The following is a 26,850-nucleotide window of genomic DNA, read 5'->3' as shown; positions in this document are numbered from 1 at the left end:
CATGAAAACATTGATTAAAAATGAGTTTCGTCAAACAAGAAAACTTTTGTTGATCTGGCTGGGAATCATGCTGCTTCTGTGCGGTTTCTGCTATTTTGAACTTCTGTCTCTACAGGATAGTCTGGATGAAATGGCAGCAATGGTCAGCCAATTTCCGAGACTGATCATGATTATGTTTGGAGTCAAAGGCGACTTGACGACATCCACCGGCTGGTATGTGTGCATCTATTTCTGGGAGGGGCTGCTGGCGTTTCCTTATGCCATGTCTTTGGGACTGTCCTGTGTGGCAAAGGAAAAGAAATTTGGAACATCGGAATACCTGTTCACAAAGCCAGTGAAGCGGAAAACCATTGTTCTGGCGAAGGTGATCGTTTCAGCAGTGAACCTGCTGGTGTTCGCCCTGTTCAGTGGCGTGTGCAATTATTTCACAATTGTTCTTCCTTTGGGCGGTCTGGATCAGCCGGGAGCGGTGCTTTACACAACGATGGGAATGTTCTTTACCCAGATCCTCTTTTTTGCCCTGGGGCTGCTGTTTGCCAGCGTGCTCCTGTCCTATAAGGCTGCGGTGCGGACAGGAACAATTTCCATGCTGGCTGCCTATGCGTTGGCCTTTACTGCCGAGTACACAGGTAATCATTTTCTGGACTATCTGACCCCATTGCGTTATTTTGATGTGTACGAGGTAGCACTGCACGGTTTCCACCTTCCCTATATCTTCTTAACAATCGTTGTGGCAGGCATTTGTGTCGCAGCTGCCCTGAAGCAATGGAAACGGCGGGAATTGTGATTTTACATGAATCGTGTATCTTGAAAAAGGCAGCTAACGATATATGGAGGAAATATTTATGTTACGACCAAAAGAAGTAGTATGTAAATGGGTAGATGCGTTCAATAATCACGATGTAGAAGCAATCGTGAGCTTGTACCATGATAACGCAACCAACCATCAAGTGACAAATGATCCCGTGATTGGGATAGATGCAATCCGAGAAATGTTTACAACAGAATTTGCCACTGCCGATATGACTGCCATTGTAGAGAACATCTTTGAAGATGGACAGTGGGCGATTTTAGAATGGAAGGATCCTCTGGGACTGCGGGGATGCGGCTTCTTCCATGTTGTAAATGGTAAAATTCTGTTCCAGAGAGGATATTGGGATAAGCTGTCCTTTTTGAAGCAGCATAATATACCTATTGAATCGTTGTGAAAAAGTGAACAAAGCACGAAGTTGAAGGGATCAGTAAAATGGAGCGAGGAAGAATTATCGTAATTACAGGCCCTCCGGGAACTGGAAAATCGACAGTATCAGCTATTGTTGCGAAGGAATCCTGTATGGAAAAATCAGTGCATATGCATACCGATGATTTTTACCATTACCTGAGCAAAGGGGCAATATTGCCGCATTTGCCGGAATCCAATGAGCAAAACCTGATTGTGATCGAGGCCTTTTTAGAAGCCGCAAAGCGTTATGCCCGTGGTGGATATGATGTAATCGTGGATGGAATTATCGGCCCGTGGTTTTTGCAGCCTTGGTTAAATATCGTTCACGAAGGCTATGAAGTACATTATATCATTTTGAGAGCAAGCAAGGAGGAAACCCTGAACCGGGCGACTGGACGTTTGAAATTGGATAGCGAAACAAATACTGAATTGGTAGAAGTGATGTGGGAGCAATTCCATCATCTTGGAGTATATGAGCGGAATGCTATAGACACAACAAATGATTCGATTCAGGATACAGTTTCCGCAATAAACGAGAAAATTTCAAATAAAACAGCGTTGTTATTGTAACGGAATACCACCAGCGAAAAACCGCTGCTACATGGAATTAAAACCATGCGGCAGCGGCTTTTTTATTTCCGGGCTTTATTCTTATGACTTGGGAAACTCTTTAACAACTTAGATTTCTTAAATATTCTCTTCATGGTGTCATGCTCGTCATCAAGAAGCTTATCGTAGTCAATTTGCAGTTCTTCGCAGAAGTAACGCCAGAATTCTTCAATCGGATTACTCTTATATTTCATGGACTGCAAAAGACGCTGCATCTTTTTATCGTTGGAAGCAGGTCTTTCAATGGGAGCAGATTCCGTGGCGTTTTGGTGGTTCTCACGGATGCTGCGAATGACCCGATCCAGATCGCCGTGGATGTTATGGAAGAAGTATTCCTCTTCGTCGATGCGGGCAGCGTCCAGAACCTGAACATACAGGTCGTTGCTCTCTGGGTTATGTTGTTGCACAATTTGGAGCCGAACCGCATTCAGCCAGTCGTTCATATTCTTAATCTGCATGGTGGCGATGCCGTCCACATAGATTTCGGTGTCGGTCATCAGCTTTAGAAAATCCGGGTGCTTTATCATCTCGCAGAGCAGACGGTTGTTGAGTCTGCCGCTTTTTAGAATATCCAAGGTTTCATCGTCCAGATGAAGCTCCGATATATCGTGATTCTGAACTTCACGGGATTCGGTGAGTCCCAGCAGCCAGTCGGTAGAAACATGGTAGTATTCGGCAAGGATCACCAGATTTGTATGACTGATGTCTTTGTAATCATCGCTTTCATAGCTGCCCAGAGTGGATGAAGCGATTCCGGTTTCATCTGCAAGCTGTTTCAGCGTGAATCCTTTTTCCACAACTCGCAAATCTTTTAGTTTTTCTTGTATTGATAAGCCTTTTTTCATGGCAAAATCTCCTTCCTGCGGCTGCATTTCTGCCGCTGTTTTCATTATATCATGCCTTGTCCACAATCGTGGAAATTTTTGCTTTTTAGCAGAAAATCCTACTTTGCGGATATCCGGCACGGGGGTCAAAAATGTTCCATAATGTAGTCAGTTCATCGATGGATTATTCCAATCGAATGACCGTCCTGATGGGATATGCTTCCCGGTGAAGCAGCGCAGTGACTATCGGCAGGAACATGGAGGAACCCTGATCGATACGAGCGTGCCAACGGAAGCAAAACGCCGCAGAGAAACTGGGGCAGGAACGACATCAGGGAAGCACGGCGAACTGACACAAAAAATGATACCGAAACACGACAAACTGACAGGGGGATAGTCTACCCTGTCAGCAATCCTTCGGGGATTTTTGCGCCTCTCCAAGGCGGTGTTTTGGCTAAAAATCGCCCCGAAACCATACACAAAATCGGGAGGATACCATTGTGCCGAGAATGAGCCAAAAGAGGAAATTGGAACTGTCCTTTTTCCTGAATGACCGGGGGCGTGTCAGCTACAACAATCTGTGCCGGAAGTGCCAGCATGAATGCAGGCAGAGTTTCCGGGCAGTTGTGGTTGACTGCCCTCGTTATTTATCCAAACGAGCGAAGAAAAAGGAGAACCCAACCAAATGAATTTTGAATTTATGACGATAGACACACCGCTGCCGCCATGTATGCCCTTTCCCAGAGCGTTGCTGGGATTCCCGGTCAGCAGCACTGCTAAGGTCATGTACTGCCGGATGCTGGATGCCATGCTTTCAGATGGACAAGAGGACGAGAACGGCATCCTGTTTGTCTGTTTCCCTGTGACTGCAATAGCTGCCGCTCTGTCCAGAAGTTCCATGACGGTGAAGCGTTCTTTGAACGAGCTGGAAACCGCAGGACTTATCATGCGGGTGCGCCGGGGCGTTGGAGAACCGAACAGGATTTATGTGCTGATTCCGAGAGAGGACGAAGATGTTTCCTCCTGAGTTCGCTTGAAAGCTCTCAACGCTGTTGAGAGAAAATCGAATGTGACCGCCAAGGTCAGATGAGAAGCCGCTGTCAGTTTATGCGTGAATGCAAAATCCGGCAGCGGCTATTTTTCGGAAGTCCCTTGGGGAGTTGCGAAAAAGCCGAAGAAGCTGAAAGGAGCCATGGAGGAAATAGCGAGGTTCAGGTTTTTCGGGCAGGAGTACAGAGGGCGCAGCCCTTTGTGCATGGGTACAGGGAATGCAATACCCCTGTGCAGGTCAAGGGCGGCAGCCTTGCCCAGTTAAGTGGCGTTGCGCCGCTTAGTACTGGGTATTACTTGGCGCAGAAATGCAGCAAGGAAGCAGCTTCGCTGCCCCTCCCCCTGCGGGGAAAATCTTTAAAAAACGGAGGAACCAAATTTGAAACTGACAAAACACAACGGTCGTGCCGGAAAGAATGGCGTTTACAATCCCAAGCACAATGACCGTAATTTTGATGTGAGCAACAGCGAGCACATTGACGAGCAGCGAGCCGAACACAACATCTACTGGGACTGCTACAACGGTTATCGGCAGCTGGCAGAAAAGAACAGTGACGAGATTGAGCTGGCTTCTACTTTTGAAGAAGTCGAGCAGATTTATTATCACACCCATTATTCTGATTACACGGACGGACAGAATGCCCGTAATGAAAAGAACCGACACACGGAGCGCAACCGCACTACAGATGAAATCCTGAAAAATAAAAAGACCTGCCCGGAGGAAAGTTTGCTCCAAATCGGAAAGATGGAGGAACACGCTTCTGCGGAAACCCTCTTTCTGGTGGCTACGGAATTTTTTGCGGAGCTGGAAAGACGCTTCGGCTCCCATGTCCACATTTTGGACTGGGCATTGCACATTGATGAAAGCACGCCTCACATCCATGAACGTCATGTCTTTGACTGTGAAAATCAGTACGGGGAGCTTTGTCCCCAGCAGGAGAAAGCTTTGGAAGCCCTTGGCTTTGAACTGCCGGAGCCGGACAAGAAGCTGGGTCGCCACAACAATAGAAAAATGGTCTATGATGCCGCCTGCCGGGCTTTGCTGTTCGATATTTGCAGGAAGCACGGATTGCAGCTGGAGGAGGAGCCGGAGTACGGCGGTCGCAAGTATCTGGAAAAGCAGGACTTCATTCTTGCCAAGCAGAAGGAGCAGCTGGTGGCTCAGTCTCAGACGATTCAGGAGCAGGAAGCCGTCATTCAGGAAAAGGAAGAAAAGCTGGACGAGCTGACCTTGAAGCTGGATGATGTGGAAGCTCTGATTGATGATGTTTCCGAGATTGCCTATGATAAGGCGGTGGAGGTTGTGACCGATACCGTCAGGGTGGAAACACACAAGCAGGACATTCAGCTGGTGGAGGAAACAAAGTCCTGGCTGCTGTCCCCAGAGCGCAAGGCTCCCAAAAAGGAGCGGGAGTACGCTGCCGCCCGACTGGACAATGTGGTTTCCAAAATCACCAAAGCCATGCAGACAGCTCTTAGTGTAATGAAGGCTGCGCTGACGAAGCCGGAGGTCAGGAAAGCAAACACCCAGCAAATTAAAGAAAAAGCCAGAACTTCCATTTATGAAATGCTGAACCGCAACAAGGCGATTGTGGCGGCTGAGGATGCCGCACGGAAAAAGGAAACTCACAAAAAGCAGAATATGGAACGCTAACAGGCACTTGCCATTTTCGTATTGAGAATGTCAGGTGCCTTTCCTATTTTCAGGAGGAAATGATTTGAATGTATTTGAAACAGTCAAGCAGTCTGTGACCACCCGGCAGGCTGCGGAACACTACGGAATCCGGGTAGGCAGAAACGGAATGGCTTGCTGCCCGTTCCACAACGACAAGACCCCCAGCATGAAGCTGGACAGGCGTTACCACTGCTTCGGCTGTGGGGCAGATGGGGATGTGATTGACTTCACAGCGGCTCTTTATGGGCTGGGAAAGAAGGAAGCTGCTGTACAATTGGTAAGTGATTTTGGACTGTCCTACGAGGACAGGAAGCCCCCGGACAAGAGAAGGAAGCCCAAAGGAAAATCCCCGGAGATACAATTCAGGGAAGCGCAAGCCCGCTGCTTCCGTGTTCTTGCTGACTATCTTCATCTGCTGGAACGGTGGAAGGTAAAGTATGCACCAAATCAGCCGGATGGGGAATGGCATCCCCGGTTTGTGGAAGCCTTACAGAAAATCAGCCATGTGGAATATCTGCTGGACACGCTGCTGTCCGGCGATACGGAGGAACGGGCGCAGATTATGACTGAATACGGAAAGGATGTGATAGAGCTTGAAAAACGATTATCAGAACTTGCCGCCCCAGATGCAGCAAGCCGTGAAAAATACAGTAAACGCCATGCAGCCGCCCCGGAGCGTTGAAGAAGTGAAAGCTGAATTGGAAAGCACGGAGAAGGGCGGTGTCCGGCAGAGCATCCGCAACTGTCTGACAGTGTTCCAGCGTGACCCGGTGCTTGCCGGGGCCATTGCCTATAACATCCTGACTGACCGCAAGGACATTATAAAGCCCATCGGCTATCACAGGACTGGTACAGCCTTGACAGATACGGATATGAAATATCTGCTGCTCTATTTGGAAGAAAATTATGGGCTGACCAGTGAGAAAAAGATTGAAAACGCCATCGGGATCGTGGCGAATGAAAATAAGTACCATCCAATCCGGGACTGCCTGAACAGCCTTGCGTGGGACGGAACGGAGCGCATCCGATATGCCCTGCACCACTTCCTTGGAGCTGAGGTCAGCGAGTATAGCTATGAAGCCTTGAAGCTGTTTATGCTGGGGGCGATTACGAGGGCATTCAAGCCCGGCAGCAAGTTTGAAATCATGCTTTGTCTGGTAGGCGGTCAGGGAGCGGGTAAGTCTACCTTCTTCCGGCTGCTGGCTCTCCGGGACGAGTGGTTTTCGGATGACCTTCGCAAGCTGGACGATGACAATGTGTATCGCAAGCTGCAAGGTCACTGGATTATCGAAATGTCCGAGATGATGGCAACCGCCAACGCCAAGAGCATTGAGGAAATCAAGTCCTTCCTGAGCCGCCAGAAGGAGGTTTACAAAATCCCCTACGAAACCCACCCGGCAGACAGACCGAGACAGTGTGTATTCGGCGGCACCTCCAACGCTCTCGACTTCCTGCCCCTTGACCGTTCCGGCAATCGCCGCTTTATTCCGGTCATGGTGTACCCGGAGCGGTCGGAGGTTCACATTTTGGAGGACGAAGCTGCTTCCAGAGCCTACATCCGGCAGATGTGGGCAGAAGCCATGGAAATTTACCGCAGCGGAAACTTCAAGCTGAAATTCAGCCCGGAAATGGCAAAGTACCTGAAAGAGCATCAGCGGGACTTCATGCCGGAGGACACGAAAGCCGGACAGATTCAGGCCTATCTGGACAAGTACACCGGGGACACGGTCTGCTCCAAGCAGCTCTACAAGGAAGCCCTGAACCACACTTTTGACGAGCCGAAACAATGGGAAATCCGGGAGGTCAATGAGATTATGAACCAGTGCATTACTGGCTGGCGTTATTTCTCCAATCCGAGGATGTTCGTAGGATTCGGCAGACAAAAGGGCTGGGAGCGTGAAAAGACAGCAACGGACAATGGCAACCCGTCCGACAAAATCCCTGACGGGTTTGTGGAGATAACGGAGCAGATTGAGCTACCATTCTGAAAATGACAGCCCGTTGCCCTCTTTGTTGCAATCCCGTTGCCGACCCGGTTGCCGGGAAAAGCCTTGATTTCCAACGCTTTTTTCCTTCTGACAACCAAAACAACAGAAAAATAAAAGAAAAGTAAATAGATAACCAAAAGCCAGATGGAGAATGTATTTGAGGTCTTTTGAAGTCCGTTGCCGGACTTCGTTGCTGACCGTTCTCTGCCTGGCACATTTCATTTATGGAGGATAAATGCCTATGACGAAAAATATGGAGATTCCTGTTTGGCGCAGATATACGCTGACCATTGAAGAAGCTGCCGGATATTACCACATCGGAGAAGGAAAGCTGCGGATGCTCATTGACGGGCATCCCAACGAGGATTTCTATGTGATGAACGGAAACCGTGCCCTCATTAAGCGTGAGAAATTCGAGCGGTATCTGGATCAGGCAACGGCAGTATAAAAAAGTGCTTGGCAGAATTGCCGATTTCCTATGATAGACCTATACGGAGAGCCAAACTTGTGCTATTATAACGGTGCAAGTCTGGCTCTCCTTTTACAGTAAAGGAGAGATTTCAATGAGTGAAAAAAGACGAGATAACCGCAATCGGATTTTGCATGAAGGCGAGTACCAGCGTGCAGACGGGAGGTATCGGTTCCGTTACATTGACGAGGACGGAAAAGAGAAAAATGTGTACAGTTGGCGTTTGGACAAAAACGACCCCATGCCCAAAGGCAAGAAACGGGAGCTTTCGCTGCGAGAGAAAGAAAAGCAGATTGAAGCGGATTTGTTTGACCACATCGTAACCAACGGAGGCAATTACACGGTGCTGGAACTGGTGGAGAAGTATGTGTCCCTGAAAACGGGTGTCCGGCACAATACCGTTGCCGGGTACAAGACGGTAATCAATGTTCTGAAAAAAGAAGCATTCGGGAAACAGCGCATTGACAAGGTGCATTTATCGGATGCAAAGGCGTGGCTCATCAAGCTTCAGCAGGTGGACGGCAGGGGCTACAGCTCCATTCATTCCATCCGGGGCGTTCTCAGACCGGCTTTTCAGATGGCGGTGGACGATGACCTGATTCGCAAAAATCCCTTTGGATTTGAGCTGGCATCGGTGATTGTCAACGATTCCGTAACCAGAGAAGCCATCACCCGGAAGCAGGAGCGGGAGCTGCTGAAATTCATCAAGGAAGATGCACATTTCAGCAGATACTACGATGCAATCTATATTCTTTTTCATACCGGGCTTCGTATTTCCGAGTTCTGCGGACTGACGGTTTCTGAGATTGAGTTTGATGAAATGCGTATCAAGGTAGACCATCAGTTGCAGCGCACCTCCCAGATGAAATATGTGATTGAGGAGCCTAAGACAGAGAGCGGTACCCGCTATGTGCCGATGACCGAAGAAGTTGCAGCCTGTTTCCGCAGAATCATTGCCAGTCGTGAAGCACCGAAGGTCGAGCCAATGGTGGATGGGTATATCCGCTTCCTGTGTCTGGATAAAAACGATATGCCAAAGGTAGCCCTGCACTGGGAGAAGTATTTGGAACACATCGTTGAAAAGTACAACAAGATTTACCGCATCCAGATGCCGAAAGTAACCCCTCATGTATGCCGACACACATTTTGCTCCAACATGGCAAAATCCGGAATGAACCCGAAGACATTGCAGTATATCATGGGTCACTCAGACATCAGCGTAACCCTGAATGTCTACGCCCATGTAAACTTCGATGATGCCAAAGCCGAGGTGCTTCGGGTAGCGAATGGCTGAAAAAGCCCGTTGGTAAAGCCGCTGACTATACCAATGAATTTACCAATATTGCAGGGAAAAACATGAGAAGATACGGGACGATTTGAGAAGATACCCCGGAAACAGCAGGGGTATCAAAACCCGAAAAACCCTGTGATACCAAGCATTTGAGAAGAAATACAAGACTTATATGGAGTTATAAAAAGATGATAAAAGTACTATTTATATGCCATGGGAATATTTGCAGAAGCCCCATGGCCGAGTTTGTGATGAAGGACCTGGTAGGCAAGCGCGGTCTGGAGGCGAAATTCAAGATCGCCTCCGCCGCCACTAGTACCGAGGAGATCGGCAATCCGGTGTACCCGCCTGCGCGGCGGAAACTAGCGGAGCACGGTATTGGCTGCGAGGGGCATGCCGCCCGGCAGCTGCGGCGGTCGGATTACCATGACTGGGACTATCTGGTGGGGATGGACGGGGCCAATCTGCGCAATATGAACCGGATCTGTGGAGGCGACCCCCAGAAGAAGCTGTCTCTGCTCCTGGACTATACCGGGCGCCCGCGGGATGTGGCGGATCCCTGGTACACCGGAGACTTTGACCAGACTTGGGAGGATGTGAACGCGGGCTGCCGCGCCCTGCTGGACTACATCCTGAATCAATAAAGGAAAAAGGACGTCTTTTTAGAAAAGACGTCCTTTTTGTCGCCTTAAAACCATACTCACCTGCGTCGGGTACCAAACAGTCCCCGGACGATCTGTTTGCCCAACTCCCGGCCCACCGTGTTGGCGGCGGAGTTGATGGCCTTCTCCAGGGGGTCCTGTTTCTTCCGGCTGGAGGTGGTGCGGCTGGAGGTAGTACGGCGGGGAGGGGCCGGCTGGCGGTATGCCCGCTCCATGGCCCGCTGCTCTTTCTCCCAGGCTGCCTGCTGGGCTTTGCGCTCTTTTTCCCAGGCGGCCTGACGGGCCTCGGCCTCCTCCCGGGCGGCCTGCTCCTCGCGGACCTCCTCCAGCACCTCATAGGCGGAACGGCGGTCCTCGACCTGGGTATACTTTTGGTACAGGGGGCTTCCGGTGATGACTTGGTCTATTTCCGCCTGGCTGGCGGCGCTCATGGAGCTGCGTGGAGGCAGGATGCCCGCCTGCTGGACCATGGAGGGGACACCCTTTTCGTCCAGCACGGAAACCAGAGCCTCGCCCACGCCCAGCGCCTGCAAAGCCGCCTCGGTGTCAAAAGCAGGGTTGGCCCGGAAGGACCGGGCGGCGGCCCGCAGGGCCTTCTGGTCGTTGGGGGTGTAGGCCCGCAGGGCGTGCTGGACCCGGTTGCCGATCTGCCCCAGAACGCTGTCAGGCAGGTCGGAGGGGTTCTGGGAGATGAACCAGACGCTGACGCCCTTGGAGCGGATCAGGCGGACGACCTGCTCCACTTTTTCCACCAGGGCCTTGGGGGCGTCTTTGAACAACAGGTGGGCCTCGTCGAAGAAAAAGGCCAGCTTGGGCTTGTCCAGGTCACCGGCCTCGGGCAGCAGCTCGTACAGCTCCGACAGCATCCACAGCAGGAACGTGGCATACAGCAGGGGGTGCTGGAACAGCTCCTGGCACTCCAGAATGTTCATGACGCCCCGGCCGTCCTCGTCCCAGTCCATCCAGTCTGACAGCTCCAGATCGGGCTCTCCGAAGAAGGTATCCCCTCCCTCGTCCTCCAACTGGAGGAGGGCGCGCTGGATGGCTCCGACGGACTGGCTGGAGATGTTGCCGTAGGTCAGCTTGAACTCTTTGGCGTTGTCTCCCACATACTGGACCATGCTGCGCAGGTCCTTCAGGTCGATGAGCAGGAGCCCCCGGTCGTCGGCGATGCGGAACACGATGCGCAGGATGCCGCTCTGGGTGTCGTTCAGCCCCAGCAGGCGGCTCAGCAGCTCCGGCCCCATTTCGGAGATAGTGGTGCGGACGGGGTGGCCCTGCTTCCCATAGACGTCCCAGAAGCGCACGGGATAAGCCGTGTAGTCAAAGCCGCTGATGCCCATGGTGTCGATGCTTCGGCGAATGTGCTTGGTCTCCCGGCCGGGCAGGCACATCCCGGACAGGTCACCCTTGATGTCGGCCAGGAACACGGGGACCCCCATGTCGCTGAAGGATTCGGCCAGGACCTTTAACGTGACAGTTTTACCGGTGCCGGTAGCGCCGGCGATGAGGCCGTGGCGGTTGGCCATGGCGGGTTCCAGGTAGATGGGAGTATCCCCGGCGGCGAGCCAGATCTTATGCTGATCCTGTAAGTACATGCAGAAAGTCCCCCTCTGATACGGCAAGGATATGATACCCTATTGTACACGAAAAAGGAAGCAGCGTCCACCGGTTTCCGGCATTTTCTTGGAAAATGGGGCGGGCGGCCCGAAGAACACCGGGCCGCCCGCGGGGGAACCATAAGGTCACATGATATGCTCCTCGGCGCAGTTGTCCGCTACCCGGACGCCCATCTTGTCCAGGGAGGCCACCGGGAAATTTGCGATACTCACTGCGTCGAATTTAGGACACAGCCGCAGCTCGGGACTGAGCCGCAAGTCCTCTACCGTGTCCCGGAATTTCGGCTTTTCCATCTGATCACCCCCAACACAGTATGCCCCGTCGCGGGAGGGATATGGGAGGAATAATCAGGGGAAAGGGAGGCACACTAGAGGGAGAACGCCGGACAGGGAGAGAAGAGGGAGAACGCGGTGTGGTATTACCATGACAAAGGCGGCCGGGGCCCCTATTTTGAAGGCTGGTACCTGAAGCACCAGGGGATGGAGGGCAGCTTCGCGGTGATCCCGGCCTATCACCGGGACCGAAAGGGGGAGAGCGCCTCCATTCAGGTGGTGACGCCGGGAGAGAGCCGGATGTTTACCTTTCCGGCCAGTGCCTTCCGGGCATGGCCCGACCGATTCCAGGTACGGGTGGGGGACAACTGGTTTTCCCGGGAGGGGCTGCACCTGGAGCTGGAGGAGCCGGGCTTTTCCCTGCGGGGGGACCTGCAATATGGTCCCTTTCACGCCTTGGGATCGGACATCATGGGGCCCTTCCGGTATGTTCCCGGACTGCCCTGCGTCCACGGTGTGCTGAGTATGGAGCACCAGGTGGACGGTATGGTGTCATTCAACGGGAACTCCTGTTTTTTTCATCGCGGGACCGGTTACGTTGAGACGGACCGGGGACGCTCGTTTCCGGGGAAATACCTGTGGACCCAGTGCACGTGGCAGGAACGGCAGCGGGGGAGCCTGATGCTGTCCGTGGCAAAGATGCCCCTGGGGTTTACCGGCTGTATCGGGGAGGTACGCTTTGCCGGGAAGTCCTGGCGTTTGGCCACCTACCGGCGCGTTCGGGTGGAGAGATGGTCGGAGGAAGGCGCTTGCCTTCGTCAGGGAGATCTGCGGCTTAAAGTAGAGGTGCTGGAACGGGCGCCGGCGGAGCTGAAAGCACCGGCCTCCGGGACCATGGAGCGGGTGGTACGGGAGAGCCTGTGCGCCCGTGTCCGGTACACCTTCTGGGAGGGGGAACGGCTGGTATTTGACCATGAGGACCGGCAGGCCAGTTTTGAGTACGCGGGAGAGGCGTAAAACTCAAGGTTGATCGGCCAATATGGCAATAAACTGGGCGGCCCGGGGCTTGCTGTCCAGAGGGTAGCCGGCCAATTCCCGGAGCAGATCCGGGTTTCGTTCCCAGGCCATGGAAACCACGGAGCGGATGTTGCGTTCCACTGTTTTCCAGCTGCTTCCATAGGATTTGGCTACCTCCGGATAGAGGCTCTTGGTGACCAGACACAGCATATCCGGTTCACACTTGGCCAACTCCACCGCTGTGATGGTCTGATGATAGCCGATGTAGTTGGGCGTGATGCCAAGCCGTTTCAGTGTATCATGACAGTTCATGCTCATAGATCATCACGTTCTTCCTTAATGACTGAGAGGGAATGGCTGACTTTCAGAATGGAATTCAGCAGTTCCTCCTGTGCTTCTTGGGAGCACTGGGCAAACCAATCAAAGCCCTGGATCAGCTGAACGATGATTTCAAGCTGGGTGGGTGGAATGGCGTCAGAAAGAAGAATGGATAATGGAATGCCCAAGTGCTGCGCGATACATTGGACCGTGTCCAGGGTTGGGCTTTTGCCGTGTTCAATGTCCTGAAGTGTGGATTTGGAGATACCGATCTCCTGTGCGAATTCAAGCTGAGTCCGTTTTTTGAGAGTCCTGTAGGCTTTTAAATTTTTCGACAAAATTTGCCTCGATTCCACGTTTTTCCCCCCTTACTAATAGAATAATGGAAAAAGGAGGAAATGTGTGCCCGAATTTCCGGTATTTTAACATGAATTTCCGGGCATCGGGTCGAAAATACCAAAAATACCAAATCCGGGGCTGATTTCAGCCCCGGATTTGGTATTTGGAGAAAGACTTGAAAAATTTACAGCAGATGGAAATTGACAATCAGACCGGAGAAGACGATGGAAACGGTGGATACCAGCTTGATGAGGATGTTCAGAGAGGGGCCGGAGGTATCCTTGAAGGGGTCGCCCACGGTGTCGCCGATGACGGCGGCCTTGTGGCACTCAGAACCCTTGCCGCCGTGATGGCCGGCCTCGATGTACTTCTTGGCGTTATCCCAGGCGCCGCCGGCGTTGGACATAAAGACGGCCATGGCGAAGCCGGTGACAGACACGCCGCCCAGCAGTCCGACTACGCCCTCCACAGACAGAACCAGGCCAGTGAGGATGGGGACGATGATGGCCAGCAGGGAGGGCTTTACCATTTCATGCAGGGCGCCCTTGGTGCACAGGCCGACGCAGGAAGCGTAGTCGGGATCGGTGGTGCCCTCCATGATGCCGGCGATCTCACGGAACTGGCGGCGGACCTCCACCACGATGGACTGTGCGGCACGCTGGACCGCGCTCATGGTGAAGGCGGCAAATACGAAGGTGAGCATGGCACCGATGAACAGGCCCACCAGGACGGCGGGGTTGGTGAGAGAGAGGTCGGGGGCGTGGTCCATCTTGCCCTTGACGATATCCACATAGCTGACCAGCAGGGCCAGGGCGGTGAGGGCGGCGGAGCCGATGGCGAAGCCCTTGCCGGTGGCGGCGGTGGTGTTGCCCAGGGAGTCCAGGGCGTCGGTGCGCTCCCGGACCTCCTCGCCCAGACCGGACATCTCAGCGATGCCGCCGGCGTTGTCGGCCACGGGGCCGTAGGCGTCAGTGGCCAGGGTGATGCCCAGGGTGGACAGCATGCCTACGGCGGCAATGCCGATGCCGTAGAGGCCCTTGGAGAACAGGTCGGTGTAGTTGGCGGCGGCGGTGGTCATGGAACCGCCGGCGGCCAGGAAGGAGATCACCACGGCGGCACCCACGATGAGGATGGGGGCGATGGTGGACAGCATGCCCAGGGACAGGCCGCCGATGATGGTGGTGGCGGCGCCGGTCTCAGTGGAGTCGGCCAGGCCCTGGGTGGGCTTGTAGGTGTCGGAGGTGTAGTACTCGGTGAAGTAGCCGATGGCACAGCCGCCGGCCAGACCGCAGAGGATGGCGATGTACACGCCCCAGTTACCCAGGATGAAGTAAGTCAGGGGGGCGGCGATGACCGCGGCCAGAACGGCGGCGGTATAGGTGCCTTTGCGCAGGGTGCCCAGCAGCTCCCGCTGGGAGGCGCCCTCCTTTGTCTTGATCAGGAAGGAGCCGAAGATGGAGCACAGGATACCCACCACAGCCAGGGCGATGGGCAGCAGCATGGCGCCCCATTCCTTTCCGGGGTAGGCGGCCACGCCCAAGGCGAAGGTGGCCAGAATGGAACCTACATAGGACTCGTACAGGTCGGCGCCCATGCCGGCCACGTCACCCACGTTGTCGCCCACGTTGTCAGCGATGGTGGCGGGGTTGCGGGGGTCGTCCTCAGGGATGCCGGCCTCCACCTTGCCCACCAGGTCGGCGCCCACGTCGGCGGCTTTGGTAAAGATGCCGCCGCCCACACGGGCAAACAGGGCCATGAAGGAGGCGCCCATGCCGAACATGACCATGGTCTGGGCAATCTTGGGGGCGTCATAACCGGCGATGTACTTCAGAATGTGGAACCAGACGGAGATGTCCAGCAGGCCCAGGCCCACCACGGTGAAGCCCATGACCGCGCCGGAGGAGAAGGCCACGTTCAGGCCCTTGTTCAGGCTCTCGCTGGCGGCCTGGGCAGTACGGGCGTTGGCGGAGGTGGCGATCTTCATGCCCACGAAGCCGGCCAGGGCGGAATACACGCCGCCGGTGACAAAGGCGAAGGGGATAAACCAGTTATCCAGGAAATGGAAGGCGGCCAGGGCCAGAAGGATCAAAAACACCACAAAGAAGACCTTGGCCACCGTCGCATACTGGTGCTTCAGGTAGGCGTTGGCGCCCTGCCGGATGGCGGAGGCGATCTTCTTCATGGTGTCGTTGCCTTCGGAAAAAGACAGCACCTTTTTCCGCTGCAATCCAGCGAAAAGCAGTGCTGCCAAGGCACCCACTAATCCGATCCAAAACATGTTGCTCACAGTCTTGCACACTCCTTTAACACATCAAGGACTTGCTTCAGGAGCTCCAAAGCAGGTCAAGGATAAAGTTATGGTAGTATTTTAACACACAATCTGGAAAATGCAAGAGAGGAATTTATGAGAGTTTACCATAATGCCATAAAAAATAAAGCAAGCTCCGGCCTAGGGGAGCTTGCTTTCAAATAGTGCTTCACTAAGATGAATGGCGGCGTTTCAGCCGGATCAGGCGCGGCGCCAGGTAGCCCGGCTGAACAGGACCAGAACGGGGAAGATCTCCAGACGTCCGATGATCATGCACAGGGACATGACCAGCTTGGACAAGGGGGAGAAAGCGGCGAAATTCCCTGCGGGGCCTACTACTTCCAGACCGGGACCCACGTTGCTGACGCAAGTGAGGGCGGAGGTGAAGGAAACGGTGAAAGAGAAGTTGTCCAGGGAGATCACCAGGGCGGCGGACAGGACGATGAGGAGGTAGCAGCCCACGAAAATCAGAACGGAGCGGACCGTTTCCTCATCCGTCACCTTGCCATCCAGCTTGATGACCTCCACGGACCGGGGATGAATGATGCGGTGGACCTCCCGCCGGATAGAACGGAGCAGGATCAGGACCCGGGAACACTTCATGCCGCCGCCGGTGGAGCCGGCGCAGGCCCCACAGAACATAAGCAGCACCAATACTGCATGGGAGAAGTTGGGCCAGTAAGACCAGTCGGTGGTGGAGTAGCCGGTGGTGGAGATGATGGAGCACACCTGGAAAAAGGCGTATTGGAACGTCTCCAGCAGATTGGAATAGATGGGGTAGATGTTGATGGCAATGACCGCCGTGGCCGCCGCCACAACCAGGAAGAAAAACCGCAGCTCGTCGCTTTGCAGGGCCTCCTTGAACCGCCTGGTGAGCAGCAGGAAATGTACTGCGAAGTTCAGGGAGAACAGCAGAATAAAGACGGCAATGATCATGTCGATGGCGAAGCTGCCGTAGGCGCCCACGCTGGCATTCCGGTTGGAGAAGCCGCCGGTACCGGCGGTGCCGAAGGCGTGGATAAAGGAGTCATACAGGGGCATTCCAGCCAGCTTGAGGCAGGCTACTTCGGCCAGGGTAAGGGCGCAGTAGATGCTGTATAGGATCTTGGAGCTCTGGGACTGCTTGGGCACCAGCTTGGAGAAAACAGGTCCGGGGCTTTCGGCCTGGGTCAGGTAGTGGGAGCGGATGCCCATGGAGGGGATGACGGCGGTGGCCAGCACCAGCACGCCCATGCCCCCCAGCCAGTGGGTGAAGGAGCGCCAGAACAGGATGCCCTTGGGCAGAGCCTCAATGTCGGTGAGGATGGAGGCTCCGGTGGTGGTAAAGCCGGAGCAGGATTCAAAGACGCAGTCTACGAAGGAGGCGAACTGGCCGGAGAACCAGAAGGGCAGGGCGCCCACCAGGCCGGTGATGAGCCAGATCAGGCCCACGGCGGCGAAGCCCTCCCGGATGTAGAAGTGCTGTCTGGAGGGAGTGGCGGACAGAAGGGTCCCTGCCACCGCCACGGCGGCGATGCTCCACAGAAAGGGAGCGGGGTCTTCCCGGTATACCAGCGCGACTGCCAGGGGGAGGACCATGGCCACGGCCTCGATCTGGAGGATGCGGCCCACTACCTTAAAGACCAGCTTCAGATTCATTGAGGCCCTCCCGCCGCGTTGGGAGCGGTCTTATCCTGGGTATAGATGTCATTCAGATCGGTGATCCCGCTGTTCCGGGAGATGATGATGACCCGGTCCCCCGTCTGGAGGGTGGAAGAACCCTCGGGAATGATGATCTCCTGATCCCGGACGATGACGGCGAGCAGCACTCCGTGGCGGAGGGACAGGTCCCGCAGAGGAGTGCCCAGATGGCGGGTGGAGGCGCTGACCGTGAACTCCATGGCCTCGGCGGCGCCGCCGGCGATCCGGTGGAAGGAGTTCATCACGCTGCCCTGGGAGTTCTGCATGCCGCGCACCAGCCGCAGGATGTGGGAGGCGGTGATGAATTTGGGGGAGATGACGCTGTCCAGGCCCACAGAGCGGGCGATACCGGCGTAATTCTCCCGGTTGCACTTGGTGATGACCTTGGGGATGCCCTGCTGCATGGCGTACAGGGAGATGATAAGGTTGTCCTCGTCCCGGTCGGTGAGGGCCACGAAGGCGTCGCAGGAGGAGAGGTTTTCCGACTCCAGCAGCTCCTGGTCGGTGCCGTCGCCGCAGATGACCATGGCCTGGGGAAAGCGCTCGCTGATCTGGCGGCAGCGTTTTTCATCCAGTTCCGTGATCTTCAGCTTGACCCCGGAGCGGTCCAGAATGGCGGCCAGGTACATGGAGATCTTGCCGCCGCCCACCAGAAACACCTGCTTCACCTTGCGGGCGTAGCGGCCCAGGATGCGGAAGAACTGGTCCAGGCTGTCCGGGCGGCCGATGAGGTACAGCTTGTCGCCCACGTTGGGGACAAAGAAGCCGTTGGGAATGATCACCTCTCCGCCCCGCTCCACAGCGCAGAACAGCAGGGACAGCTTTTTGATCTGTCCCGACAGGGAGTGGAGGGGCTTGCCCACCAGAAAGTCCCCTTCCTGGAGGCGGAAGCCCATGAGCTCCACACGGCCCCGGCAGAAGGTCTCAATATTGGCGGCAGAGGGGAAGCGGAGCAGCCGGGAGATCTCCACGGCGGTGGCGCTCTCCGGGTTGATGACGGTGTCGATCTTCAGGTTCCGCCGCAGCTCGGCCAGGCTGGCGGTATATTCGGGATTTCGGATCCGGGCGATGGTGTACTTGGTGCCCAGATTCTTGGCGGTGAGGCAGCAGACCATGTTGACTTCGTCTGAGTTGGTGGCGGCCACCAGCAGGTCGGCGCTGTCAGCGCCCGCTTCCCGCAGAACGCCGGCGGATACGCCGTTGCCCCGGACCACCATGATGTCCAGACTGTCGGAGGCGCGGCGCAGGGATTCCTCCCGGACGTCCACCACAGTGATGTCGTGATTCTCACGGACCAGCTGTTCCGCCAGGGAATAGCCTACCTTGCCGCTGCCCACGATGACGATTTTCATGTCAGAGCACCCTTTCAAAGTGTGAAATCAGGAAAATACGCCCCACCCAAGGCGGACTTGGGTAGGACGCATCGGAGATCCGCCGTTAAACGGTCCACTGCCCATGGATGATGCCCACCAGTGCCCAATGGCTTTCCATCGGGGCAAAAACCAGCTTCAGAGAATACCAATCGATCCCCTGATAAGCGGGATCGGTGCCGGGACAACAGAAATCCACGAACCGGCATCCGGGATAGGCGTCCGTCAGGTTTTCCAGCGCGTTTCCGCTCATGATGATCCGGTCCACGCCGATCTGGGAGGCCTGGGTGTAGTCCGTATTGAACACGTAGGCGGCGAAATATTGCTCCATGGTCATGTTGATCAGACTGCCCCGGCCGTCTGTGATCCCCCAGGTATAGACGGTTTTGTCCTCGTCCATATTCTGGATCTGGTCCGGCGTGAAGGTCAGATCGGTGTCGAAATCCACGGTGGAGTAGGGGGTGAACGTGACGCCCCGCTGGGGATGGACCAGGCTGGCCAGCGCCTCGTAATCACGGTTTTTCATCACGTGAAGCAGGTAGCAGGCGGTGTCCAGCAGAGGAAAGTTGTCCTGAGTATCCAGAACCGTGGAGGAGTCGGCGCTTTCAGCGCAGGAGGAAGAAGTGGGGGTAGTGAGAATGGAGCCGGAGGCCGGGACCGCGTCACGGTCCCAGGGCATGGGCAGGATACCGCCAATCAGAAGACCGGCCAAAAGGCAGAAAATGCAGGCGAGTGTTCCGGGTCGTCTCATGATGGCCACCTCCCGAGGAACTGTATATCCGCGTACCAATTTTCGAAGCGGCGCGCGGGCGGCGTATGATACAAAAAGAAAATCGATCCTATTATAATATAGAATAATAGAAAGGTCAAGAAAAAGGCCGTCCGCTCACATGGGGTGATATATCTGGCGAAGGAGAGAAAACAAGCAATGCTGTCCCGGAAGCTTCCCCGGTGTGAAACAGAGTATTCCCTGCAGGCCTTGACTTTCAAGGCTTGCGACTTTGCTCAGTACGCATTATAATAGAACAAAAAACGGCGGGGGAGGGGCTCCCGCCGGAGAAAAAGGAGGACATCGCTGTGAAGGAACAAGACAGGCAGGTGCAATTCCACATCCAGTGCGGACCGGGAGACGTGGGGAATTACTGCATCCTCCCGGGCGACCCCGGGCGCTGCCGCTCCATTGCCCAGTATTTTGACGATCCTGTTCATGTCCGGACCAACCGGGAATATGAGACCTGGACCGGGACACTTCTGCGGGAAAAAGTGAGCGTGGTGTCCACCGGGATCGGCGGACCCTCGGCCTCCATTGCTATGGAGGAATTGGCCAACCTGGGGGTCCACACCTTCGTCCGGGTGGGTACCTGCGGCGGCATTGCCCTGGAGGTCCAGAGCGACGACGTGGTGGTGGCCACCGGCGCGGTGCGCATGGAGGGGACCAGCCGGGAGTACGCCCCCATTGAGTGGCCCGCGGTCCCCGATTACCAGGTGGCCAACGCCCTGGTCCGGGGCTGTGAGAGGCTGGGCAAGCCCTGGCATGTGGGTGTGGTCCAGTGCAAGGACTCCTTCTACGGACAACACTCACCCGGCCGGATGCCCGTGTCCTATGAGCTGGAGCAGAAGTGGGAGGCGTGGAAGCGGCTGGGGGTGCTGGCCTCTGAGATGGAGTCCGCGGCCCTGTTCACCGTGGCCGCTGCCCGCCGGGTCCGGTGCGGCTCGGTCTTTCATGTGATCTGGAACCAGGAGCGGGAGGCCGCGGGCCTGGACCAGAAGGAGTCCCATGATACGTCCGCCGCCATTCAGGTGGGTGTGGAGGCACTGAAGCTGCTGATCCAGGAGGACAGGGCGCGGAAAAGAAGCTGAGGCCGGGGCCATTTACAGTTCAGCAAAACAGCCTGCCGTGAATGATGTTCACGGCAGGCTGTTTTTTGCTGTCAGCACTGAGCGGTCTCAGCGATGGGGGCGTAATACTTGTCCTTGGCGGCCTGGAACAGCTGGTCAAACTGGTGGGAACCGCCCTGGTGGAGCTGCTGGAGATAGGAATGGATGTCGGAACGGACCAGGGCGTCCTGGCCGGAATTCTGATGGATGATGCGGACGGCAGCGTTGGAGCAGTGGTCGGAGATACGCTCCAGGTTGATGAGCAGTTCCAGAAATTGTGTGCCCAGCTCCACGGTGCACCGGCCCTGCTTCAGACGCTCCACGTGGCGCTCCCGCAGGGTGGCGGTGATCAGGTCCACCACCTCCTCCAGAGGCTCCACCTGGAAGGCGGCGTAGGAGTCGTGGGTGCGGTACGCCTCCATGACCTGGGCCAGAGCGTCCCTGACGGCGGAGCAGACGCATTTCAGTTCCAACTGCGCCTCCTCGGAGAAGACCAGTCCCTGTTCATGGAGGGCGGTGGCGGATTCGGAGAGGTTGACCGCGTAGTCTCCGATCCGTTCAAAGTCGGACAGGGCGTGGAGCAGGTCGGAGACCAGGTCGCTGTCGTGGGCGTCCAGGGAGTGGCGGGACAGCTTGACCAGGTACTGGTCCAGCGCGCCCTCCATGTGGTCCAGGGATTCCTCCTGCTGGGTAAGCAGCTCCAGCTGCTTGGTGTCGTAGTTGGCCAGCAGCCCCACGGCGATACGGTAGTTGTCCTGGGCCAGGGCCCCCATCTGGTTGACCACGGTGCGGGCGCGCTCCAGAGCCACGGAGGGGGTGGAGAGAAAACGGGGGTCCAGAACGGTGGACACAGGGTCGGCGGCTCCGGTGTCGGGGATAGTCCACTCCACCAGCTTCACCAGCTGACGGTTGAAGGGCAGAAGGAGCAGGGTGCAGATGATATTGAAGAAGGAGTGGAGATCCGCGATGGAGCCGTAATTCATGATGTTGTTCCAGAAGGAGAGGTGAATCACGGAATTGAGGCCGTATAAAACAATCAGGAATACCAGGGTGCCGATCACATTAAAATAGAGGTGTACGGCGGCGGTCCGCTTGGCGTTCCGGCTGGCTCCGATGCTGGAGAGAATAGCGGTCACGCAGGTGCCGATGTTCTGGCCCATGATAATGGGCATGGCGGTGGCAAAAGTGACGCACCCCGAGGCGGAGAGGGCCTGAAGAATTGCCACGGAGGCGGTGGAGCTCTGGATCAGGGCGGTAATGGCCGCGCCCACGGCGATACCCAGGATGGGGTTGGAGAAGCGCACAAACAGTTCCTGGAAGGCCTCCAGCTGAGTCAGGGGCGTGAGGGCGTTTTCCATGGACTTGATGCCGATGAACAGCAGACCCAGGCCCAGCAGGACCTGCCCCACGGTTTTTTTCTTTCCGCCGTTGAAAAAGGAAAAGAACAGGATGCCGACGAAGGCCATCAGGGGACCCAGCATCTCGGGCTTGAGGAGCATCAGAAAGAAATTGTCGTCAGAAAGACCGCCCAGGCGCAGGATCTGGGCGGTGATGGTGGTGCCGATGTTGGCACCCATGATGACACCCACCGCCTGCCGCAGCTTCAAGATCCCGGCGTTGACAAAGCCGATACACATGACTGTGGTGGCCGCGGAGGAGTGGACCATTCCGGCCACGACCGCGCCCAGCAGCACGCCCTTCAGAATGTTGTCGGTCAGTTTTTCCAGAAGGGAGGCCAATTTTCCGCTGGCCAGTTTTTCCAGTCCGGTGGTCATTGTGGACATACCGAACAGGAATGTCGCCAGAGCGCCTAGCAGCGTGATGACATCTCGAATGTTCAATTTTGTTCCTCCTTGGGGGTCCGTCTTTGCCCCCTATGCATCATTTTACATATTTTTTACATCACGGGTAGAATTATAAAGAAAAAAATCTCCGCGGTAAAGGGCTTTTTCTGATTTTCCGCAAAATATACAAGAAGAACAAGAAATCAACAAACAATTTAAAGCCATTCTGGCAAAGGTCTTGGGAAAGAAAACTTTACCAGGACAATGCGGCAGCGCGGTATAGTGATGCTCTATCGATGAAGTGATGTGAAGGTGCACAAAACAAAAGTGATAACAAAAAAAGTTTTTGTTGATTTTTACAAAATAGTATGGTATCTTATATCCAGACGGAGTTCCCCCGGCCGAGCGTTTTTCTGCTTCCAAATTGTCATTTTAGGCGGTGCTAGCCCGCTGTTTTTCCCTGGCCGTCTAACAGGGAAAAGATGGTGGTTTGGGGCACACGGCGTCCGGGGAGAGCAAACAATCAAAGCGCGACCTTTTTTGGAAAGAAAGAGAAGAGAACTGTATCAAAGAGAAGAGAACTGTAGCAATGAAGCAAAACCGGAAAATTTAAGAAGAGAGGGAGTTCGTTATGGCATTGTTAACCAACCCGGTCCTGGTTTCTGTCATCGTCCTGTGCGTCCTGTGTCTGCTGAAGCTGAACGTCCTGATGTCCCTGATTATCGCCGCTATGACCGGCGCTATTCTGGGCGGTATCTCCATCACTGACGCCATGGGCCTGCTGTGTGATGGATTCAGCGGAAACGCCAACACCGCCTTGTCCTATGTCCTGTTGGGCACCTTCGCCACCGCCATCGCCTCCACCGGTCTGGCCGACATGCTGTCCAAGAAGCTGTCCAAGATCATGGGCGGCAAGGGCAAGCTGATGCTGGTCATCCTGGCCGGTATCGCCTGCCTGTCCCAGAACCTGATCCCCGTACATATCGCCTTCATCCCCATCCTGATCCCCCCCATGCTGTCCCTGATGAATGAGATGAAGATCGACCGCCGCGCCGCTGCCTGCTCCCTGGCCTTCGGCCTGAAGGCCCCCTACATCGCCATCCCCTTCGGCTTCGGCACTATCTTCATGGGCATCATCGCCGACAACATGACCGCCAACGGCATGCCTGTCACCGCCGGCGATGTTGCCAAGTGGAACTGGATCCTGGGTCTGGCCATGCTGATCGGCCTGATGCTGGCCATCTTCGTCACCTACCGCAAGCCCCGTGAGTACAAGAACCTGGCTGCCGACACCACCGCTTCCGACGCCGTGTCCGACCACATGACCGCTGCCCACTGGGTGACCATCGTGGCCATCTTCGCCGTGGTCGTGGCTCAGGTCAAGCTGGATAACCTGTCTCTGGCCGCTCTGATCGGCCTGCTGGTCATGTTCATCGGCCAGGCTGTGAAGTGGAACAAGATCGACGAGCAGTTTGCCGGCGGCATCAAGATCATGGGCATGATCGCCATCGTTATGCTGGTCGCTGGCGGCTATGCCGGCGTCATGAAGGCTACCGGCGCTGTCGACGAGCTGGTTGAGGCCGCCATCAGCGTTATGGGCGGCAACAAGGTCATCGCCGCCACCGTCATCACCCTGATCGGCCTGCTGGTCACCATGGGCATCGGCTCCTCCTTCAGCACCATCCCCGTGGTCGCCGTGCTGTATGTCCCCCTGTGCTCCAGAATGGGCTTCTCCCCCGCCGCCACCATCCTGCTGATGTCCGCCGCCGCTGCTCTGGGCGATGCAGGTTCCCCCGCTTCCGACACCACCCTGGGCCCCACCTCCGGTCTGAATGCCGACGGCCAGCATGAGCACATCTGGGATACCTGCGTGCCCACCTTCATCCACTTCAACATCCCCCTGATGATCGCGGCCATCGTGTTCTCCCAGTTCATCTGATCCCCCTAACCTCTACCATATTTTAAAAGGCTGCTGAAGCAACCCAACGAGAGGAGACATCTCAGAAATGAAAAATCCCAAGGAAATCAAGCATATCGTTTTGGACGGCCATAGCCTGACCCTGGAGTCCTTTGTGGCCGTCGCCCGCTTCGGCGCCACCGTCGAGTTGGCTGATTCCGCGCTGGAGGCCATGAAGAAGTCCCGCGCCCTGGCCGAGAAGATCGCTGACGAGGGCCGTGTGGCTTACGGCATCACCACCGGTTTTGGTGACTTCCAGCGCGTGGCTGTCAGCTCCGAGATGAGCAACCAGCTGTCCACCAACCTGATCCTCAGCCACTGCACCGCTATGGGCGAGCCCTATGCCGACGAGGTGGCCCGCGGCATGCTGCTGCTGCGCGCCAACGCCCTGTGTGTCGGCGTGTCCGGCGTGCGTCCCATCCTGGTCGAGATGATGATCGAGATGCTGAACAAGGGCGTCACCCCCATCATCCCCCAGAAGGGCTCTCTGGGCTCCTCCGGCGACCTGGCTCCTCTGGCTCACATGTCCCTGCCCCTGCTGGGCCGCGGCCGCGCCAAGTTCGAGGGCGTGGAGATGTCCGGCGCCGAGGCGATGGCCAAGGCCGGCATCAAGACTCTGGATACCCTGGTGAGCAAGGAGGGCCTGGGCCTGACCAACGGCACCTGCGCCATGACCTCCGTGGGCTCCCTGGCCCTGTACGACACCATCTGCGCCGCTCAGATGGGCGACATCATCAGCTCCATGGCTTTTGAGGGCCTGACCGGCCTGCGCAACGCCTTTGATCCCCGGATCCACGCCGTCCGCGGCCAGAAGGGCCAGATGCTGGTGGCCGCCAACATGGCGAAGCTGCTGGAGGGCTCCGAGATCATCGACAACTGCCAGAACGACCGCGTTCAGGATGCTTACGCCCTGCGCTGCATCCCTCAGCTCCACGGCGCCGTCCGCGACGCTCTGGATTATGTTCTGGACAAGGTGGAGATCGAGCTCAACGCCGTGACCGATAACCCCCTGATGTTCCTGGAGGACGAGGCTGTTATCTCCGGCGGCAACTTCCATGGCGAGCCCATGGCCATCCCCTTCGACACTCTGGGCATCGCCGCTTCCGAGCTGGCCGACGCCTCCGAGCGCCGTACCGAGCGTATGGTCAACGCCGCTCTGTCCAACGGCCTGACCCCCTTCCTGACCACCGAGGGCGGCGTCAACTCCGGCTACATGATCGTGCAGTATGCTGCCGCTTCCATGGTGTCTGAGAACAAGATCTACGCCCATCCCGCTTCCGTGGACTCCATCCCCTCCTCCGCCAACCAGGAGGACATCGTGTCCATGGGTACCACAGCCGGCCGCAAGGCGGGCATGATCGTCAAGAACACTCTGGACGTTCTGTCTCTGGAGCTGATGACCGCCTGCCAGGCCATTGACATCCGCCGCCGCCTGAACAGCCACGGCCAGGGCATCACTCCTCTCCACGAGGCCATCTACAAGCTGGTCCGTGAGCAGGTCGACTTCTTCGAGATCGACCGTGAGATCTGGCCCGACATCGAGGCTGTCAAGCAGATCGTTTACAGCGGCAAGCTGCTGGATCTGGCCAAGGAGTATATCCCCGACTTCCAGTAATCCAAGGTTCAAACCACAGAGCGCGCAAGGGGCCTGCCCCTTGCGCGCTCTTGAATAAGGAGAGAAGTTCATGAAATTGACGGTATTGCGCGCCGATCCCGCCGGAAATATCACGCTGTTTGTCATGGACCCGGTGGAGAAAGCGCGCCGCGGCAAAGTGGCTGAGCAGCTGATGGCCATTGAGCGGTTCCACGCCGAGCAGGTGGGATTTTATTGCAGGCCCACCGGAGACGCGGACGGGCATATGGAGATGATGGGCGGCGAATTCTGCGGCAACGCCACCCGGGCATTCGGGATGCTGATCGCCCGGGAGAAGGGCGGACTGTCCCAGGTGCGGATCGAGACCAGCGGCTGTGACCACCTGGTTTCCGTGGATGTGGACCTGGCTGCCGGTACCTCCCGCTCTGAGATGCCCCTGCCCCAGTCGGTCGCCGCTGTGGAAGTGGAGGGCCATCCGGGCACCCTGGTCCATCTGGGAGGGATTGCCCATCTGGTAGTGGAAGGTGTGGACCCCAGCCGGAGCTTCTTCGACAAGGCGGAGCCGCTGTTTCAGGACATCCAGGGCCTGGACGCTTATGGTGTGATCTTCCTGGGTGACGGAAAAATGACGCCGCTGGTCAAGGTGCCAGCCGCCAACAGCTTGGTCTGGGAGGGAAGCTGCGGTTCCGGTTCTTTGGCCGCTGCCGTGGCGCAGAGCCAGCATGCCCCGGATGGAGAATTCTCTAGGGAGTATATCCAGCCGGCCGGTGTGGTCCGGGCCACTGTGGTCCGTCAGGCAGGCGAGGTGACTGCCGCATATATCGGAGGACCGGTCCGTCTGGACCAGCCGGAAGAAGTGGAGATATGAAACCACATTCTGGGAAACAGAATAGAGAAACAGCCCGTTGGACCATAGCCAACGG

Annotated in this window: 26 protein-coding genes; 16 read left to right on the top strand and 10 right to left on the bottom strand. The window is 56.2% G+C overall.

Annotated features, from left to right (window positions below):
• Position 1 precedes the first annotated feature (1 nt).
• Genes I6E42_RS01025 through I6E42_RS01015 form a run of 3 tightly spaced genes read left to right on the top strand, consistent with a single transcriptional unit; the run spans position 2 to position 1,792 of the window.
• Entirely contained in the window at positions 2-787 is a 786-nt protein-coding gene (locus I6E42_RS01025) for an ABC transporter permease subunit (RefSeq protein WP_235369922.1), read from the top strand.
• A gap of 58 nt (positions 788-845) precedes the next feature.
• Positions 846-1,208: a nuclear transport factor 2 family protein gene (locus I6E42_RS01020; RefSeq protein ID WP_083424722.1), complete on the top strand. Its 363-nt coding sequence runs from the start codon at positions 846-848 to the stop codon at positions 1,206-1,208.
• 38 nt (positions 1,209-1,246) lie between these two features.
• A complete protein-coding gene (locus I6E42_RS01015) occupies positions 1,247-1,792 on the top strand; it encodes a P-loop nucleotide/nucleoside kinase family protein (RefSeq protein ID WP_083424723.1) in 546 nt (181 codons plus the stop codon).
• Between the two features lie 62 nt (positions 1,793-1,854).
• Here the strand turns inward: I6E42_RS01015 and I6E42_RS01010 are convergent, their stop codons facing one another.
• The gene (locus I6E42_RS01010) at positions 1,855-2,721 is read right to left on the bottom strand and encodes a helix-turn-helix domain-containing protein (protein WP_235369921.1); all 867 of its coding nucleotides are present in this window, start codon (positions 2,719-2,721) and stop codon (positions 1,855-1,857) included.
• 434 nt (positions 2,722-3,155) lie between these two features.
• Here I6E42_RS01010 and I6E42_RS01005 point away from each other — a divergent pair, with 434 nt between their 5' ends.
• From I6E42_RS01005 to I6E42_RS00970, 8 genes are all read left to right on the top strand, one after another.
• A complete protein-coding gene (locus I6E42_RS01005) occupies positions 3,156-3,344 on the top strand; it encodes a hypothetical protein (protein ID WP_212096049.1) in 189 nt (62 codons plus the stop codon).
• The gene (locus tag I6E42_RS01000; RefSeq protein WP_022030126.1) at positions 3,341-3,682 is read left to right on the top strand and encodes a DeoR family transcriptional regulator; all 342 of its coding nucleotides are present in this window, start codon (positions 3,341-3,343) and stop codon (positions 3,680-3,682) included. Before I6E42_RS01005 ends, I6E42_RS01000 begins: the two co-directional genes overlap by 4 nt.
• A gap of 402 nt (positions 3,683-4,084) precedes the next feature.
• Complete coding sequence (locus tag I6E42_RS00995; RefSeq protein WP_022030125.1) at positions 4,085-5,359, top strand: hypothetical protein; 1,275 nt, start codon at positions 4,085-4,087, stop codon at positions 5,357-5,359.
• 64 nt (positions 5,360-5,423) lie between these two features.
• Complete coding sequence (locus I6E42_RS00990) at positions 5,424-6,062, top strand: CHC2 zinc finger domain-containing protein (RefSeq protein ID WP_022030124.1); 639 nt, start codon at positions 5,424-5,426, stop codon at positions 6,060-6,062.
• Complete coding sequence (locus tag I6E42_RS00985) at positions 6,040-7,368, top strand: virulence-associated E family protein (RefSeq protein WP_235370038.1); 1,329 nt, start codon at positions 6,040-6,042, stop codon at positions 7,366-7,368. Before I6E42_RS00990 ends, I6E42_RS00985 begins: the two co-directional genes overlap by 23 nt.
• A 241-nt stretch (positions 7,369-7,609) precedes the next feature.
• The gene (locus tag I6E42_RS00980) at positions 7,610-7,816 is read left to right on the top strand and encodes an excisionase (protein ID WP_022030122.1); all 207 of its coding nucleotides are present in this window, start codon (positions 7,610-7,612) and stop codon (positions 7,814-7,816) included.
• Between the two features lie 115 nt (positions 7,817-7,931).
• Complete coding sequence (locus I6E42_RS00975; protein WP_022030121.1) at positions 7,932-9,131, top strand: site-specific integrase; 1,200 nt, start codon at positions 7,932-7,934, stop codon at positions 9,129-9,131.
• 185 nt (positions 9,132-9,316) lie between these two features.
• Positions 9,317-9,772: a low molecular weight protein-tyrosine-phosphatase gene (locus tag I6E42_RS00970; protein ID WP_235369920.1), complete on the top strand. Its 456-nt coding sequence runs from the start codon at positions 9,317-9,319 to the stop codon at positions 9,770-9,772.
• Between the two features lie 56 nt (positions 9,773-9,828).
• On the opposite strand, the gene I6E42_RS00965 is transcribed toward I6E42_RS00970, so the two are convergent.
• The gene (locus I6E42_RS00965) at positions 9,829-11,388 is read right to left on the bottom strand and encodes a helicase HerA-like domain-containing protein (protein WP_235369919.1); all 1,560 of its coding nucleotides are present in this window, start codon (positions 11,386-11,388) and stop codon (positions 9,829-9,831) included.
• Positions 11,389-11,535: 147 nt separating this feature from the next.
• On the bottom strand, positions 11,536-11,703 hold the full coding sequence (locus I6E42_RS00960) for a hypothetical protein (protein WP_235369918.1): 168 nt from the start codon (positions 11,701-11,703) through the stop codon (positions 11,536-11,538).
• A gap of 117 nt (positions 11,704-11,820) precedes the next feature.
• On the opposite strand from I6E42_RS00960, the gene I6E42_RS12790 reads away from it, so the two are divergent.
• Positions 11,821-12,699, top strand: a complete 879-nt coding sequence (locus tag I6E42_RS12790; RefSeq protein ID WP_235369917.1) for a tocopherol cyclase family protein — start codon at positions 11,821-11,823, stop codon at positions 12,697-12,699.
• A 3-nt stretch (positions 12,700-12,702) separates the two neighbouring features.
• On the opposite strand, the gene I6E42_RS00950 is transcribed toward I6E42_RS12790, so the two are convergent.
• From I6E42_RS00950 to I6E42_RS00925, 6 genes are all read right to left on the bottom strand, one after another.
• Positions 12,703-13,017, bottom strand: a complete 315-nt coding sequence (locus tag I6E42_RS00950; protein WP_235369916.1) for a sporulation initiation factor Spo0A C-terminal domain-containing protein — start codon at positions 13,015-13,017, stop codon at positions 12,703-12,705.
• Positions 13,014-13,373, bottom strand: a complete 360-nt coding sequence (locus tag I6E42_RS00945; protein WP_235369915.1) for a helix-turn-helix domain-containing protein — start codon at positions 13,371-13,373, stop codon at positions 13,014-13,016. Before I6E42_RS00945 ends, I6E42_RS00950 begins: the two co-directional genes overlap by 4 nt.
• A gap of 167 nt (positions 13,374-13,540) precedes the next feature.
• Positions 13,541-15,634 (bottom strand): sodium-translocating pyrophosphatase, encoded by a 2,094-nt coding sequence (locus I6E42_RS00940; RefSeq protein WP_268841832.1) that lies wholly within the window; start codon positions 15,632-15,634, stop codon positions 13,541-13,543.
• 231 nt (positions 15,635-15,865) lie between these two features.
• A complete protein-coding gene (locus I6E42_RS00935; RefSeq protein ID WP_235369913.1) occupies positions 15,866-17,302 on the bottom strand; it encodes a TrkH family potassium uptake protein in 1,437 nt (478 codons plus the stop codon).
• On the bottom strand, positions 17,299-18,696 hold the full coding sequence (trkA, locus tag I6E42_RS00930; RefSeq protein ID WP_235369912.1) for a Trk system potassium transporter TrkA: 1,398 nt from the start codon (positions 18,694-18,696) through the stop codon (positions 17,299-17,301). The genes I6E42_RS00935 and trkA overlap by 4 nt, the downstream gene beginning before the upstream one ends.
• 85 nt (positions 18,697-18,781) lie before the next feature.
• On the bottom strand, positions 18,782-19,465 hold the full coding sequence (locus tag I6E42_RS00925; RefSeq protein ID WP_235369911.1) for a hypothetical protein: 684 nt from the start codon (positions 19,463-19,465) through the stop codon (positions 18,782-18,784).
• A 326-nt stretch (positions 19,466-19,791) separates the two neighbouring features.
• On the opposite strand from I6E42_RS00925, the gene udp reads away from it, so the two are divergent.
• Positions 19,792-20,574 (top strand): uridine phosphorylase, encoded by a 783-nt coding sequence (gene udp / locus I6E42_RS00920; RefSeq protein ID WP_235369910.1) that lies wholly within the window; start codon positions 19,792-19,794, stop codon positions 20,572-20,574.
• A 71-nt stretch (positions 20,575-20,645) separates the two neighbouring features.
• Here udp and I6E42_RS00915 read toward each other — a convergent pair whose 3' ends face one another.
• Positions 20,646-22,433 carry a Na/Pi cotransporter family protein gene (locus tag I6E42_RS00915; protein WP_235369909.1) on the bottom strand — a complete coding sequence of 596 codons (1,788 nt, stop codon included), beginning with the start codon at positions 22,431-22,433 and terminating at the stop codon, positions 20,646-20,648.
• 574 nt (positions 22,434-23,007) lie between these two features.
• On the opposite strand from I6E42_RS00915, the gene I6E42_RS00910 reads away from it, so the two are divergent.
• The 3 genes from I6E42_RS00910 to I6E42_RS00900 all read left to right on the top strand — a co-directional run bounded on the left by I6E42_RS00910 (position 23,008) and on the right by I6E42_RS00900 (position 26,795).
• Positions 23,008-24,315 (top strand): Na+/H+ antiporter family protein, encoded by a 1,308-nt coding sequence (locus I6E42_RS00910; RefSeq protein ID WP_235369908.1) that lies wholly within the window; start codon positions 23,008-23,010, stop codon positions 24,313-24,315.
• A gap of 67 nt (positions 24,316-24,382) precedes the next feature.
• The gene (gene hutH / locus I6E42_RS00905; RefSeq protein WP_235369907.1) at positions 24,383-25,948 is read left to right on the top strand and encodes a histidine ammonia-lyase; all 1,566 of its coding nucleotides are present in this window, start codon (positions 24,383-24,385) and stop codon (positions 25,946-25,948) included.
• 70 nt (positions 25,949-26,018) lie between these two features.
• The gene (locus tag I6E42_RS00900; RefSeq protein WP_235369906.1) at positions 26,019-26,795 is read left to right on the top strand and encodes a diaminopimelate epimerase; all 777 of its coding nucleotides are present in this window, start codon (positions 26,019-26,021) and stop codon (positions 26,793-26,795) included.
• Positions 26,796-26,850 lie beyond the last annotated feature (55 nt).

Source organism: Pseudoflavonifractor phocaeensis (assembly GCF_021531815.1).
In the GTDB taxonomy this organism is placed as follows: domain Bacteria; phylum Bacillota; class Clostridia; order Oscillospirales; family Oscillospiraceae; genus Lawsonibacter; species Lawsonibacter phocaeensis_A.
Note: the sequence above shows the minus strand (reverse complement) of the source record. Positions and strands in the feature narration are given on the sequence as shown.

Coding starts and splice junctions, on each gene's coding strand:
- I6E42_RS01025 (WP_235369922.1), top strand. CDS start 2: ATGAAAACATTGATTAAAAATGAGTTTCGTCAAACAAGAAAACTTTTG.
- I6E42_RS01020 (WP_083424722.1), top strand. CDS start 846: ATGTTACGACCAAAAGAAGTAGTATGTAAATGGGTAGATGCGTTCAAT.
- I6E42_RS01015 (WP_083424723.1), top strand. CDS start 1,247: ATGGAGCGAGGAAGAATTATCGTAATTACAGGCCCTCCGGGAACTGGA.
- I6E42_RS01010 (WP_235369921.1), bottom strand. CDS start 2,721: ATGAAAACAGCGGCAGAAATGCAGCCGCAGGAAGGAGATTTTGCCATG.
- I6E42_RS01000 (WP_022030126.1), top strand. CDS start 3,341: ATGAATTTTGAATTTATGACGATAGACACACCGCTGCCGCCATGTATG.
- I6E42_RS00985 (WP_235370038.1), top strand. CDS start 6,040: ATGCAGCCGCCCCGGAGCGTTGAAGAAGTGAAAGCTGAATTGGAAAGC.
- I6E42_RS00980 (WP_022030122.1), top strand. CDS start 7,610: ATGACGAAAAATATGGAGATTCCTGTTTGGCGCAGATATACGCTGACC.
- I6E42_RS00975 (WP_022030121.1), top strand. CDS start 7,932: ATGAGTGAAAAAAGACGAGATAACCGCAATCGGATTTTGCATGAAGGC.
- I6E42_RS00970 (WP_235369920.1), top strand. CDS start 9,317: ATGATAAAAGTACTATTTATATGCCATGGGAATATTTGCAGAAGCCCC.
- I6E42_RS00965 (WP_235369919.1), bottom strand. CDS start 11,388: ATGTACTTACAGGATCAGCATAAGATCTGGCTCGCCGCCGGGGATACT.
- I6E42_RS00960 (WP_235369918.1), bottom strand. CDS start 11,703: ATGGAAAAGCCGAAATTCCGGGACACGGTAGAGGACTTGCGGCTCAGT.
- I6E42_RS00950 (WP_235369916.1), bottom strand. CDS start 13,017: ATGAGCATGAACTGTCATGATACACTGAAACGGCTTGGCATCACGCCC.
- I6E42_RS00940 (WP_268841832.1), bottom strand. CDS start 15,634: ATGTTTTGGATCGGATTAGTGGGTGCCTTGGCAGCACTGCTTTTCGCT.
- I6E42_RS00935 (WP_235369913.1), bottom strand. CDS start 17,302: ATGAATCTGAAGCTGGTCTTTAAGGTAGTGGGCCGCATCCTCCAGATC.
- trkA (WP_235369912.1), bottom strand. CDS start 18,696: ATGAAAATCGTCATCGTGGGCAGCGGCAAGGTAGGCTATTCCCTGGCG.
- I6E42_RS00925 (WP_235369911.1), bottom strand. CDS start 19,465: ATGAGACGACCCGGAACACTCGCCTGCATTTTCTGCCTTTTGGCCGGT.
- I6E42_RS00910 (WP_235369908.1), top strand. CDS start 23,008: ATGGCATTGTTAACCAACCCGGTCCTGGTTTCTGTCATCGTCCTGTGC.
- hutH (WP_235369907.1), top strand. CDS start 24,383: ATGAAAAATCCCAAGGAAATCAAGCATATCGTTTTGGACGGCCATAGC.
- I6E42_RS00900 (WP_235369906.1), top strand. CDS start 26,019: ATGAAATTGACGGTATTGCGCGCCGATCCCGCCGGAAATATCACGCTG.